This window comes from Rhodococcus erythropolis NBRC 15567 (assembly GCF_001552595.1).
Lineage (GTDB): Bacteria > Actinomycetota > Actinomycetes > Mycobacteriales > Mycobacteriaceae > Rhodococcus_F > Rhodococcus_F erythropolis.
On sequence record NZ_BCRM01000042.1, the window covers coordinates 22,241 to 34,902 of the forward strand.

Here is a 12,662-nt window from a genome sequence, read left to right on the forward strand (position 1 = left end):
TGTAATCCCTTGCCGTGAGGAAGTTTCCAGCTGTTCATGTCTCGGTGCGGTCCGCCGAAACGGCGAATACGTTCGATCGTGCGTGCACATCAGCGGTCCCACAACGGGCGGGGAAGGGAATGCGACTGCGCGACAGCAACGTCGATATACACGGTCCTGTGTGTCATTGCCGCTCCAGTTGCGCGAGGCACGTACGCGGGGTATCCCAGGGGGTGAGCGAGCTCTCGATCTGACGTGCGCCGAGTCGCGTCAGGACCCCGCGTATCAAGCCCAGGTGCAAGGAGCAGACAACGCCGGGACTTTGTCGGGCGACGCTCTCGAACGGACAGGCGTGCAATCGGATACGGGTTTCGGTATTCGAGGTTTCGAGTTCCGGATCGAACCCCATCTCCGCGAACAAGGTGGTGACGACGAGCGCCGCTTCTTCTGTCGGCCGGTCGGCTCCGGAGGTTGCGCCGAGTTCATCGAGTGCCCACTGTCTGCCCGCAGCCTCGGCGAGGTTCTCCGGGGTGCCGTCGCTCTGGCGTGCGAAGTGGGCCGCCAGAACGTGAGCCAACTTTTCGTATCCGGAGGTAGCACCGACTCCCGAGCCGAGTGCATTCTGTGCCCGGTAGAGCTGACGTGGACGCCCACGGGTGACGTTGTGTTCGGTCTCCTTCGCGATCAGACCGACCTCGATCAACGCGTTCAGGTGGAACCGAACCGTGGTCACATGCAGATCGCACAAATCCGCCAGTTCGGCGGCGGTCATCGATTCCGCGCCGGCCCGCAGGGCGTCCAGCAGTTGGACACGCCGCCGTGACGCCAGTACCGCATGAGTACCGGCGCGTGCCGACCCTGTTCCCTTTCGTATCGCCATACTGTAAGACTTTAGAGGAAAGATGTCCTCGAAAATAGGCAGTGTCCTGGAGGCCACTCATGACGTACGTGATCGCTGCACCATGTATCGACGTGATGGACCGAGGATGCGTCGAGGAATGTCCGGTCGACTGCATCTACGAAGGGGCACGGTCGCTCTACATCCACCCCGACGAATGCATCGACTGCGGTGCGTGCGAACCGGTCTGCCCGGTCGAGGCCATCTCGTACGAATCCGACGTCCCCGCCCGCTGGGAAGAGTTCATCGACGACAACGCCCACTTCTTCCATCGACTGCTACCCGGAGCGGCCGAGATAGTGGGATCACCGGGGGGGATCCATGAATCTCGGTCGCGTAGGCGTCGATACGGAGCTGGTAGGCGGTTATCCGCACTCGAATCATCCGAATATCGGACCGCCATCCCCCGCGCGGGAAGAACGGCAATGACTCCCGTTGTGACAGAACTCCTGCCTTCGCGGCCCTACCCGAAACGCCGGGGGTTTAAGGGATCGTTCTTCTATTCCGCTGCCACCACGACCGATCCCAAAAAGCTGGGCGTGATGTATCTGGTCACCTCGTTCGCCTTCTTCATGTTGGGCGGATTGATGGCCTTGTTGATCCGGACCGAACTCGCCGTGCCCGGTCTTCAGTTCCTCTCGAACGAGCAGTACAACCAGCTCTTCACCATGCATGGCACGATCATGTTGCTGCTGTATGCGACTCCGATCGTGTTCGGTTTCGCGAACTACATACTTCCCCTGCAGATCGGTGCACCGGATGTCGCGTTCCCGCGACTGAACGCGCTCAGCTACTGGCTGTACCTGTTCGGTGCGCTCATCACCGTATCCGGATTCCTCACCCCGGGCGGGGCCGCGGACTTCGGGTGGACGGGATATACCCCGCTGACCAGTGCACTGCATTCACCGGGTGTCGGCGGAGATCTGTGGATCATGGGACTCGCACTGGCCGGCGTCGGGACCATCTTGGGCGGGGTCAACATGATCACCACCGTGATCTGTCTGCGTGCGCCCGGGATGACGATGTTTCGGATGCCCATCTTCACGTGGAATGTCTTCATCACCATGATCCTGGTGTTGTTGGCTTTTCCCATACTCACCGCAGCGCTGATGGGACTGCTCGTGGACCGACACCTCGGTGGACACCTCTTCGATCCCGCCACAGGTGGTGCGATCCTGTGGCAACATCTGTTCTGGTTCTTCGGACATCCCGAGGTGTACATCGTGGCCATACCGTTCTTCGGTATCGTCTCGGAGATATTTCCCGTCTTCTCCCGCAAGCCGATCTTCGGCTACGCCGGACTCGTCTACGCGACGATCGCCATCTCTGCGCTGTCGGCGGCAGTGTGGGCACATCACATGTTTGCCACGGGAGCCGTTCTGCTGCCGTTCTTTTCGATGATGAGTTTTCTCATTGCCATACCCACCGGGGTCAAATTCTTCAACTGGATCGGAACGATGTGGAAAGGACAACTGACCTTCGAGTCGCCGATGCTGTTCTCGATCGGCTTTCTGATCACTTTCCTCTTCGGCGGTCTGTCGGGGGTGATACTGGCGAGCCCGCCCCTCGACTTCCACGTCACCGATTCGTATTTCCTCGTCGCGCACTTCCACTACGTTCTCTTCGGGACCATCGTCTTCGCCACATACGCCGGGATCTATTTCTGGTTCCCGAAGATCACCGGACGATTCATGAACGAACGACTCGGTAGGTGGCATTTCTGGACGACTTTCGTCGGTTTCCATACGACCTTTCTGGTTCAACATTGGCTCGGCGCCGAAGGCATGCCGCGGCGATATGCCGACTACTTACCCTCGGACGGATTCACCACGCTTAACTCGATCTCGACGATCGGTTCGTTTGTTCTCGGAGCGTCACTGCTGCCGTTCGTGTGGAACGTGTTCACCTCGTACCGCTACGGAGAGGTCGTGACGGTCGACGATCCGTGGGGCTACGGAAATTCGCTCGAATGGGCAACGAGCTGTCCGCCGCCGCGGCACAACTTCACCGAACTGCCTCGGATCCGCTCCGAGCGTCCCGCGTTCGAACTGCATTACCCGCACATGGTCGAACGGATGAGGACCGAAGAACATGCAGCTAGAAGGAAGATTTCCACAGCCGTAGTGGAAGGACCGAACTCGATCCCGTCCAGTGAGGCCGATGACCTATGACCGAAGCGGCACGCTACGCGCAATTAATCTTGCCGGTCTTTTGGCTCGGGATGGTCGCTGCGATTTCCTTCCTGGAAGCACCGATCAAGTTTCGCGCTCCAGGAGTGAGCCTGGCCATCGGGCTCGGGATCGGCCGAAAGGTCTTCACCGCACTGAACGCCGTGGAGTTGGTTCTGACACTGGTACTGGCGGCATCCTGCATCGTCGCGAAACCTGACACACCCGCGTTGACGTTCTTCGTGCTGGCCGCGATGGTGCTCATTGTTCAGGTTGCGGCGATCCGGCCACTCCTGGGTAAACGCTCCGACCGAATCCTCGCCGGAGAAGACCTACCGCGTTCGAAGATACATCTGGTGTACATCGCTTTCGAGTTGGTGAAGGTTGTGTTGTTGATCAGCGTGATCATTTCCCTGTTCGCGTTGTTGTCCGCATGTCTTCACTGATACCCGGACCATTTCGATGAAAGGTTTCCGATGAACGAATGCATTTTTCACGTAGCCCTTGCTGATGACTGGGAGGGCGCTCAACGATTCGGAGAATATGAAGGATCAACCCGCGCAAAGACTCTCGATCAGGTTGGCTTCGTCCACGCTGCCACTGCAGGGGATCTCGAGCATGTTCTCGCGACAGTGTACGGGGACCTTCGACTTCCACTGGTAGTGGTGGTTGTCGATCAGGATGCTCTCCTTGCAGCGGGGGTCTCGATCAGGTGGGACGAGCGCAACCCATCACCTCCTGGTGCAGACACGCGGGTTCACCGGATCTTGGGAGCAATACCGTTGGATCCGGACATCGTCCTCGATGTTCTCCCGATCGAGGAAGTCGGCGGGGAATGGCTTGTTCCCGACGTGTCCGCATATACGCTCCGAGATACGTCCCGGTAGTCAAAAAATCATGTAAGCGGACTTTGCGGCTAATAGTGGTGAGCAGGGTCAGGTCATCGAACATTTTTTGCGCACCGACCTCTCGCCGGTGTCGCTTACAGCGTTTGGATGTGACCGATGGTCGACTCCACCGATCCGCCTGCACTACCGAGAGCGGACCCATGGCACGCGGAAACTACTGTGGCATAAAGATTCCGCACACAATTGTGCCCCGGTCGCAGACGTCGTCAACCCTGTCACGTGGGCAGGTTCGGTGCCGTATGCCGCCGGCATCGCACCTCGTATGCGCATCGGCCACAGCAAAGTGGTTCAACCTGCCCTGGCTGCTCCTGATCGGATTCGCCGTCCTGATCGCGGCGGTGGCTGCGGCACAGCACTTACGTGGGTTGTCGTCGGTGCAGGTGTTCGTCGAACAGCACCGCGGAGTCGCGAGGTCAGCCCAGGGGAAACGTCTGCCCTTCCCACATGGTTGGGTGCGCAGCAATTTCTTAATCTGTTTCTGATGGTCTTCATCATCCGGTCGGGCATACAGATTCTCACCGACCACCCTCGGCTGTACTGGACCCGGCACAGCGCTCCTGGTCGGGAGTGGTTTCATATCTAAAAGCCTGTGCCTGCCGATCCCTTGTGGACAGCGCGCGACGGACCGAACCGTGCAACATGGGGCCGATGCCTACACGTGCGATCTCGAGCTCGACTGTGGATAAGTCGCTCGACGCAAAAGTGTACGACGGTCTTCGGCGGCAGACCGATTCCAGATCGAGTCCCCCATACCCGTTACACCGTCGACAGTTGCCGTTTGGGTGCGATGTACGGTGAGCGAACCGTCGATAGCTTGAGGTTAGCGAAAATCCGGATTGTACTGTTACGGTAAGTTACTTGAAAGTTGTTCGTTCTTCATGAGGTCGGGGCCGAATGGAGCTCCACCTGCAATGAAACTATGTAGCACAGCGCTTTTCCGGAACGAAAGTCCCTGTACATTATTTGTTCGTCGTTGCGTTCGACGCATCGAGCTGTCTCACGGAGATCCGATCGATGCTTGCGGGATCATTGCAGCACCGTTCCGTACGGCCGCAATCAGCGTTAAGACGGTGGCGCCATGACGAGCAGATGTCGGCGCGAAGCCGCATTGCTCGCCGTGTTTCTAGCACAATTCGAACCCGTAGCCGGGGGACAGAAACCGACCGTCACTCGCCTCACCGCCCGTGAGATCGACCAGTGGCGAGAGGACTACGAGCAAGCGGTGCAATGGTCAACTGCAACGAGTTTCAGCACGAACGACGTCGCCAACCTCAAGGAAATGCGTCGACGGTACGGTTTTACCTCCGCCCTCTGAGAGTGCACTACGGGACGATGTGCTCGACTCGACCTTTCGGCAACGAACCAATTTTGCACGGTCGGTGCCGCTTCACAGCGTTCTCGACCATGTCGACGTGGTGCGTTGGGCCTTCGTTTGAGATCCCCCTCACATAAATAGTCATCTCAGATGCGAATTATGTAGGTTCGGGTCATGCAGCTGACGCAGTTCACCGATCTGGGATTGCGCGTCGTCATGCGGTTGGCCGTACTCGACGCCGATGCCTCCCCCAGTACCCGGGTAATTGCGCAGCAGCTCAACGTGTCGTACTCCCATGCCACCAAGGTGGTTACGCGGCTCGGCGAGTTGGGCATCGTCACAACCAGGCGTGGTCGCGGCGGTGGGCTTTCCATCACCGAACTCGGCCGCACCGCCACCATCGGCTGGCTGGCCAGACGCCTCGAAGGGTCGGGTGAAGTCGTCGACTGCGAAGGCGACAAACCGTGCCCACTGCGCGGCGGCTGCCTCCTTCGGAGCGCTTTGCGAGAAGCGCAGGAAGCGTTTTTCGTCTCGCTCGACGCGGTCACGATCGAAGACGTCATCCGGCAGCCGTCCAAAACTGTTCTGCTTCGCCTCACCACTCGGAGCGACGAAGCAAGCTGATCAACGTCAATTTCGACCGAACGGAGCAGCTCATGCTTTCCCCACAGTCAACCGAGGTCATTCGCGCCACCCTTCCCGTGGTCGGCGCCGCCATCGGCGATATCACAACCCTGTTCTACCGCACGATGTTCGACGCACACCCCGAACTCGAACGTGATCTGTTCAATCGCGGCAACCAGAAACAGGGTGAACAGCAGAAGGCACTCGCGGGCGCTATCGCGGCATTCGCAACGCTTCAGCTCGAACCCGACAGCGCCAAGGTTGATCTCATCCTTTCTCGTATCGCTCACAAGCACGCGTCGTTGGGCATCACCCCTGACCAGTACGCAATCGTGCACGAACACCTCTTCGCCGCAATCGTCGAAATACTCGGCGATGCAGTCACTCCCGACGTCGCGGCAGCATGGGACGAGGTCTACTGGCTGATGGCCGAAACCCTCATCACGATGGAGCGAGGCCTCTACCAGCTCGCCGGCGTCGATACCGGTGACGTCTGGCGGACGGTTCGAATCACCGAACGGGTATTGCAGTCCGCCGATACCGTGTCACTGACACTCGCCTCACTCGACGGCAGCGTTCTCCCCACCTTCGCTCCCGGACAGTACCTTTCGGTCGGCGTGGTGCTTCCAGACGGCGCTCGCCAGATACGTCAATACAGCCTCTGTTCCGTGCCGAGCAGCGCGGGCTGGCGGATCAGTGTGAAGCGAATCTCGGGAACTCCCGACGGCGAGGTGTCGAACTTCCTCTACAACAACGCGTTCGAAGGTTCCGAGCTGTCGGTAACCACACCGTTCGGCGATCTGATGATGCCTGACGACGACTCACCATTGCTCCTCGCGTCGGCCGGAATCGGTTGCACACCGATGATCGGCATGCTCAATCATCTCGTGGACACCGGCGCCGAGCGTTCGGTCTCAGTCATTCATGCTGACCGATCGATTGCGGATCATGCGCACCGCGCAGAACTCAGCACACTCGTCGAGAAGATTCCCGCCGCAACCCTGCACCGTTGGTACGAGGATCTCGGCACGCACGTGGCGTTCGGATCTGTTCACGAAGGACGGGCGGATTTGCAAGACATTGCAGTGGAGCCCGATACCCAAGCCTTCCTCTGCGGGCCGATGCCGTTCATGTTGGCGATGCGCGCATCGTTGCTCGAACGGGACGTCCCGCCGCAGAATATCCACTACGAGGTCTTCGGACCGGACAGCTGGGCCAATACCTGAGCGGAGCCGACATGACGGAAGACCCACCGGTGGAAACTCTTTCGCGGTGGTCGGATTCGGGAGCGACGTGGCGTGTTCTACGGCGCACCTCCACATCGATCACGGTCTCACTACGGCGCTGCGACGGGGGCGAGGAAGTTGAGCGTCTGACCTCATCCGATCCCGACCTCCTGGAGTGGATCGGTGACCGTGTGAGCAGCGAGGACTGACGTGTCCAACGCACCGCTACCTGCGGTGCGTTGAGCACGTCATCCGTGGAATCGTTGTGCGATCAGCTCTCGGGGTAGTTTCTCTGGGCCCGGGTAGGCGACGATGACACGTATACCGTCAGGGTCGCAGCCATCGACGAAAGTCACTCCACCGACTACCTGGGTGAAGGTAGAGGCATCGTATGCGCGTAGTCGTTCACTGATCCGCGCCAATTCTTCTTCGGTATCAGCGGACCACATGACGTAGTGGACGCCGATGTTGCTCATGTTGCGCCGCGATGCGCCCTGTTGGACATACATGTAGATCTGGAAATCATCCGGCGTCAGAAGGAGCGCCGCCTCGCGTTCACGCAAGGCGACACGGCAGGAAAATACGTCGCAGTAGTAGCTCACCGACCGATCCAGGTTGGCTACTTGCATCACCGACGAGGCAACTTTGGCGGCAGCACACATTTTTCTCTCCTACTCCCGAACAAGCCAGAGGCCTTCACAGTACCGTCGCACTCGGTGTATTGGCTTTCTCTGTGGCGCGAAGTCCGCATGCACCAGAATTCGCCGCTGACGTCGATGACCGTTCGCCAACTCCCGCTCCGTGGTGACCCGCCCGGACGGTCGTCAGTACCAGCCAGGCGGGCCGAGTACACCCGACCTGGGAGAGTCGGGCGCACGATCAGGGATCGGCCCACCGGACGTGTGTGACGACCTCCCGGAGAACCCCATCCGTCACCGTCTCGGAACTAGAGACGACGCGGAAAACGAATGTAGCGCACACAGTTCCACTGATCTACCACTGCCTGCGACTTACCACGGTCACGTCCCTCCCACAGTTCGGCCGATCTAAACTCACCAGAACAATTAAAGCCACACCCTCACAGGAGCAGCGATGAGTCCCCGGCCCACCTGGCTCCACACCCGATCCACCGAACTTCGGGCCGCACTCCTCGATCTCGGGCTCACGATCACCGACACCGAAGCCCGGAAAATCCTCGACGACAAACTCACCGAATACGCGACCCTGATGAGAGTCACCCGCCAGACCGCACAGCGTGACTTCACCGACGAACGCCTCCTCGCGTTCGCACAGTCCCTCGCGGTGTCACTCTACGACGAAGCCCCCGGCGCCGACCTGATCGAATTCGAACGCAGCATCTCCATGCCCGTCGCTGCCGTCGGTCTGACCACCGCGGCGCTGGCCGAAGCCTTGAAAGTCGCGCACGTCAACCTCGACGACAAAGAAGCCCTCGCAGGCCTGTCGCTACTGTCGACTCTCGGTATGATCACCGCCGACGCCAATGCTTTCTTCGTCCCGACCCCGCGTCCTCTGCTCTTGCGCATCGCGCGCTATCTCGACGGCGCCGCGACATCCGTCACCGACGGTGCGAACCTGCCCGACGGCCTCGACGACACCCACAGACAGCACTTCGCGGACGTCCTCGCCCAGGACGCCGACGGAATCCGGGCTCTCGCCAACACCGAAGACGGCGACACCCCGCGACTGTGGCGCACCCCCAACCCGCGCTGACCGCCGGTGCAGCGAAACATAGTCGATGCGCTGAAACCTGCGGGACGGCTCGCCCGCCGATAGACCAGGGGTGGCTACCGGCGGAGCGTTCGCCATGCCCGTTGGGGACCGGGTGATGCCGCCCCCGAAAATTTACGTGCCACCCACCTCGGTTACCAGTCTTCGCACAGTTACAGCTACTTGAGCATTGAACTATCGAGGGGAGTGCCTCGCCGCCTGCAGGTGAACCGGTACCGAGTTAGTTCATCGCACCCATGAGTCGCCTTCACTTATCTCCCGCGTACCGACCGGTCAGCAATGACGCAGTAACATCACCATTTGGTGCGCTGCTTTCCGCCTCGGTTCCAGCGCACCACCCGATACCACCGCACAGGCAGTCACCCCTTCGGACTGCCTGCATGAGCCACACGTGCAGGAGCGACGCATGACCTCCCCTGACGAGCGTCTGACCGCCAAACTCGAACAACTCCCCATCAGCGACGACGCCCCCATGTGCTCACTCCTGCGCACCACCCTGCTCAAACACGCTCAACACGGCAGCGACATCACCGAGCCCACCCTGCTCGGGCTGCTCGCCATCACCGGCGCCCTCGAAGAACGCCTCACCCGACTCGAAGCCACGATTCAGCCCTCCCCCACACCATGACGGCACCACCGCCTCGCATCGACCGACGAAAGCGCGTCCGAAAATTCCTCGGAGCGAGGTCAGAAATTGCCGTTATCCTCGGCTGCATCCTCTTCGCCCTCGTCATCGTCTGGTGGGCAGCCTGAAAAAAACTTCTCTGTCGAAAAGACAAGGTCTGTGGGTTATTCGACATAGATTGTCGACACCAGTTCTCGACACCGCTCCCTCAGTACGAACTGGGGATATACATGCTTCACAGAAGCGTCGAATACCGATCCATTCTCGACAGGAAAGTTGCATTTCTCTTGCCACAGACATGGCATTTCACGCGGGCCGCGGCCGGTGCTGACACGAGTAGCCGACAAGTCGGTGTCGACGCGGGCGCCGCCGACTAGGCACCCGGCGCAAGTCGCTATGTCTCAATACCTGAAGCGTTTCGTTGGTCGCCGCATTGCACACTATTGAGACGAGAGTTTTGGTACGCACTTCTGAGACGCGTTGAGCTGGGGCAACGCCTGATTTGTGACTTTCGGGTGAATGTGGCGTGGTTTTCGATGCCTGATTTGGCATGCTTTGAGGTTTGTCGATTTTTCCTTCAGTTCTCCAAGGGAATTTTGGATACCAGTGAGCGGAGTCGATGGGTCAGGCGTAGAGGTCGCTGATTTTGGTCTTGTGAGCTTCGTGAATGATGTTGCGCTTGAGCTTGAGCGTCGGCGTCAATTCGCCGGTCTCCTGGGTGAAGTCGACCTCGAGGATCGTGTATTTCTTGATCTGCTCGGGGTTGGAGACTTTCTTGTTGGCGTCGGCAACGGCCGAGTCGATCTCGGCGATCAGGTCGGCGTTCTTCACCAGATCGGCAATCGGGGTGCCGGCGGGTAGGCCGTTGCGCTCGACCCATCCGGGCAGTGTTTCCGGATCGAGGGTGATCAGTGCACCGATGAACGGCTGACCGTCGCCGACGACGAGGCACTGGCTGATCAGAGCGTGCGCGCGCAGGGAATCTTCGAGGCCTGCCGGTGCGACGTTCTTGCCGCCCGCGGTGACGATGATTTCCTTCTTGCGTCCGGTGATGGAGACGTAGCCTTCGTTGTCGATCGATCCGAGGTCGCCGGTGTGGAACCAGCCGTCGACGATCGATTCGGCCGTCGCCTTGTCGTTGTGCCAGTAGCCGGCGAAGACGACCGGGCCCTGCAGGAGGAGTTCGCCGTCTTCGGCGATCCGTGCTGCATGGCCGTTGATCGGCTTGCCGACGGTGCCGACGCGCTGCGCGCTCGAGGTGTTGACGGTGATTGCGGCGCTGGTCTCGGTGAGTCCGTAGCCCTCGTAGATCGGGATGCCGACGCCGCGGAAGTAGTGGCCGAGACGCGCGCCGAGGGCTGCGCCACCGGAGACTGCACGCTCGCACTCGCCGCCCAGAGCTGCGCGCAACTTCGAGTAGACGAGCTTGTCGAATACCGCATGCTTGAGCTTGAGTGCCAGTCCGGGGCCACCCTTTTCGAGGGATTCGCTGTATTCGATGGCGGTGGCGGCAGCCTTGTCGAAGATGCTGCCCTTACCGCCGTCGACGGCTTTCTGGCGAGCCGAGTTGTACACCTTCTCGAACACGCGGGGCACGGAGAGGATGAAGTTGGGCTTGAAGCCGGCGAACTGCTCGAGGAGTGTCGTCAGGTCCGAGGTGTGGGCGACGGTGACCTTGGCGTCGAAAGCGCCGTAGGAGATCGCTCGTGCGAATGCGTGGGCGAGCGGCAGGAACATCAGAGTCTTCTTGCCGGGGACCATGGACTCCGGCATCGCCAGGCGGCAGGCGTTGGACTCGGCGTGGAGGTTGGAGTGTGTCAGCTGGACGCCCTTGGGGCGTCCGGTGGTTCCGGAGGTGTAGATCAGGGTCGCGGGCGAGGCTGCGGTGACCTGGTGACGGCGAGTGTGCAGTTCTTCGTCGGTGATTGCCGAGCCGCGGCTGGACAGCTCGTCGATCGCACCTGACTCGATGACCAGAACTTCGCGGAGGGCGTCTGCGCCGTCGGTGACTTCCTTGTGGGTCTCCGCGTGCTTGGCCGTTTCGACGACCAGAAGTGTTGTCGCGGAATCTTCGAGGATCCACTGCGCCTGGTCAGGGGAGGAGGTTTCGTAGATCGCGACGGTGCATCCGCCGGCTGTCCAGATGGCGTAGTCGAGAACGACCCACTCGTAGCGAGTTGCTGACAGGATAGCGACGCGGTCGCCGAGCTCGACACCTGACGCGATCAGGCCCTTGGCGACTGCGGAGACCTGCTTCGCGAATTCAGCTGCGGTGACGTCGACCCATCCGCCGTTCGACGGCCTCTTGAACGGCACGAATGTGGGGTCTTCTTCGGCGTGACGGAACACGGCGTCGGCCGTGGAAATGTTTCCAGGAATTGAGAACGACTGTGGAACTGAGAACTCGCGCACTATTGACCCCTTCAGTGACAGCTCTGTGGCCGCTTCGGTAAATGAAAACCCCCGTTCTTCTTGGAATCGGGGATGGTGTCTGCCGCATGAAACGCCTTGAAGAGTTCGGACACTTCTGGGCATATTCAGGTGTTCGAGCACTCAGTTCACGTGGATTCGACTCAGTGGGTGCGGTCGGGCTCGGATGCCTTGAGCATGTCGTGACGCTCGACGACCTTGATGCGCTCACGGCCTTCGGGCTCGCCCAGGCTGCGCTCGTGCGCGTCGAGGCGGTACCAGCCCTGCCAGGTCGTGTACGGCACCTGCTTGCCTTCGAGGAACTCGATGACGGCGTTCTCGTCGGGGTTCGCGGCGCCGGCGAAGTTGACGGAATCCTCGAGGAGGTTCGCGACTGTTTCGTTGGCGTCACCCTTGGTGTGGCCGATGAGGCCGACGGGGCCGCGCTTGATCCAGCCGGTGACGTAGGTGGCCGGCATGAATCGGGCTGCGCCCTCGGCGTTGTCGTCGGCGACGACGCGTCCGGCGTCGTTGGGGACGGTGCCCGCCTGGTCGTCGAACGGCAGCTGCGTGATGTTCTGCGAGAGGTAACCGACGGCGCGGTACACGGCCTGGACATCCCAGTCCTTGTACGTGCCGGTGCCCTTGACGTTGCCGGTTCCGTCGAGCTGGGTGCGCTCGGTGCGCAGGCCGACGACCTTGCCGTCTTCGCCGAGGATCTCCGTGGGAGATTCGAAGAAGTGCAGGAACAGCTTGTGGGG

13 protein-coding genes are annotated in these 12,662 nt (G+C 60.5%); 9 read left to right on the forward strand and 4 right to left on the reverse strand.

Annotated features, from left to right (window positions below):
- Positions 1–163 precede the first annotated feature (163 nt).
- A complete protein-coding gene (locus RE4_RS29495) occupies positions 164–859 on the reverse strand; it encodes a helix-turn-helix transcriptional regulator (protein ID WP_024488067.1) in 696 nt (231 codons plus the stop codon).
- Between the two features lie 59 nt (positions 860–918).
- Between RE4_RS29495 and ctaD the strand changes: the two genes are divergently transcribed.
- The 7 genes from ctaD (at position 919) to RE4_RS29535 (ending at position 7,327) form a co-directional block, all read left to right on the forward strand.
- A complete protein-coding gene (ctaD, locus tag RE4_RS29500; protein WP_238077177.1) occupies positions 919–3,048 on the forward strand; it encodes an aa3-type cytochrome oxidase subunit I in 2,130 nt (709 codons plus the stop codon).
- Positions 3,045–3,491 carry a hypothetical protein gene (locus tag RE4_RS29505; RefSeq protein ID WP_024488065.1) on the forward strand — a complete coding sequence of 149 codons (447 nt, stop codon included), beginning with the start codon at positions 3,045–3,047 and terminating at the stop codon, positions 3,489–3,491. The genes ctaD and RE4_RS29505 overlap by 4 nt, the downstream gene beginning before the upstream one ends.
- Positions 3,492–3,521: 30 nt before the next feature.
- Entirely contained in the window at positions 3,522–3,932 is a 411-nt protein-coding gene (locus RE4_RS29510) for a DUF952 domain-containing protein (protein WP_024488064.1), read from the forward strand.
- Positions 3,933–5,031: 1,099 nt separating this feature from the next.
- Positions 5,032–5,268: a hypothetical protein gene (locus RE4_RS29520; protein WP_024488063.1), complete on the forward strand. Its 237-nt coding sequence runs from the start codon at positions 5,032–5,034 to the stop codon at positions 5,266–5,268.
- Positions 5,269–5,442: 174 nt separating this feature from the next.
- Complete coding sequence (locus RE4_RS29525; RefSeq protein ID WP_060939846.1) at positions 5,443–5,892, forward strand: RrF2 family transcriptional regulator; 450 nt, start codon at positions 5,443–5,445, stop codon at positions 5,890–5,892.
- Between the two features lie 32 nt (positions 5,893–5,924).
- Complete coding sequence (locus RE4_RS29530; RefSeq protein ID WP_024488093.1) at positions 5,925–7,118, forward strand: globin domain-containing protein; 1,194 nt, start codon at positions 5,925–5,927, stop codon at positions 7,116–7,118.
- An 11-nt stretch (positions 7,119–7,129) separates the two neighbouring features.
- Entirely contained in the window at positions 7,130–7,327 is a 198-nt protein-coding gene (locus RE4_RS29535) for a hypothetical protein (RefSeq protein ID WP_024488094.1), read from the forward strand.
- 39 nt (positions 7,328–7,366) lie between these two features.
- On the opposite strand, the gene RE4_RS29540 is transcribed toward RE4_RS29535, so the two are convergent.
- Positions 7,367–7,780: a VOC family protein gene (locus RE4_RS29540; RefSeq protein ID WP_024488095.1), complete on the reverse strand. Its 414-nt coding sequence runs from the start codon at positions 7,778–7,780 to the stop codon at positions 7,367–7,369.
- A 430-nt stretch (positions 7,781–8,210) separates the two neighbouring features.
- Here RE4_RS29540 and RE4_RS29545 point away from each other — a divergent pair, with 430 nt between their 5' ends.
- Together RE4_RS29545 and RE4_RS29550 are read left to right on the forward strand one after the other, a co-directional pair.
- Positions 8,211–8,849 carry a hypothetical protein gene (locus RE4_RS29545; RefSeq protein WP_024488096.1) on the forward strand — a complete coding sequence of 213 codons (639 nt, stop codon included), beginning with the start codon at positions 8,211–8,213 and terminating at the stop codon, positions 8,847–8,849.
- A gap of 424 nt (positions 8,850–9,273) precedes the next feature.
- Positions 9,274–9,495, forward strand: coding sequence for a hypothetical protein (locus RE4_RS29550; RefSeq protein ID WP_024488097.1), 222 nt, complete (start codon positions 9,274–9,276; stop codon positions 9,493–9,495).
- A 621-nt stretch (positions 9,496–10,116) separates the two neighbouring features.
- On the opposite strand, the gene RE4_RS29555 is transcribed toward RE4_RS29550, so the two are convergent.
- Together RE4_RS29555 and RE4_RS29560 are read right to left on the reverse strand one after the other, a co-directional pair.
- Positions 10,117–11,904, reverse strand: coding sequence for an AMP-dependent synthetase/ligase (locus tag RE4_RS29555; RefSeq protein ID WP_060939847.1), 1,788 nt, complete (start codon positions 11,902–11,904; stop codon positions 10,117–10,119).
- A gap of 161 nt (positions 11,905–12,065) precedes the next feature.
- On the reverse strand, positions 12,066–12,662 hold a 597-nt coding region (locus RE4_RS29560), incomplete at its 5' end, for a ferredoxin--NADP reductase domain-containing protein (RefSeq protein ID WP_502686378.1).

Coding starts and splice junctions, on each gene's coding strand:
- ctaD (WP_238077177.1), top strand. CDS start 919: ATGACGTACGTGATCGCTGCACCATGTATCGACGTGATGGACCGAGGA.
- RE4_RS29530 (WP_024488093.1), top strand. CDS start 5,925: ATGCTTTCCCCACAGTCAACCGAGGTCATTCGCGCCACCCTTCCCGTG.
- RE4_RS29525 (WP_060939846.1), top strand. CDS start 5,443: ATGCAGCTGACGCAGTTCACCGATCTGGGATTGCGCGTCGTCATGCGG.
- RE4_RS29510 (WP_024488064.1), top strand. CDS start 3,522: ATGAACGAATGCATTTTTCACGTAGCCCTTGCTGATGACTGGGAGGGC.
- RE4_RS29505 (WP_024488065.1), top strand. CDS start 3,045: ATGACCGAAGCGGCACGCTACGCGCAATTAATCTTGCCGGTCTTTTGG.
- RE4_RS29520 (WP_024488063.1), top strand. CDS start 5,032: ATGACGAGCAGATGTCGGCGCGAAGCCGCATTGCTCGCCGTGTTTCTA.
- RE4_RS29550 (WP_024488097.1), top strand. CDS start 9,274: ATGACCTCCCCTGACGAGCGTCTGACCGCCAAACTCGAACAACTCCCC.
- RE4_RS29495 (WP_024488067.1), bottom strand. CDS start 859: ATGGCGATACGAAAGGGAACAGGGTCGGCACGCGCCGGTACTCATGCG.
- RE4_RS29535 (WP_024488094.1), top strand. CDS start 7,130: ATGACGGAAGACCCACCGGTGGAAACTCTTTCGCGGTGGTCGGATTCG.
- RE4_RS29540 (WP_024488095.1), bottom strand. CDS start 7,780: ATGTGTGCTGCCGCCAAAGTTGCCTCGTCGGTGATGCAAGTAGCCAAC.
- RE4_RS29545 (WP_024488096.1), top strand. CDS start 8,211: ATGAGTCCCCGGCCCACCTGGCTCCACACCCGATCCACCGAACTTCGG.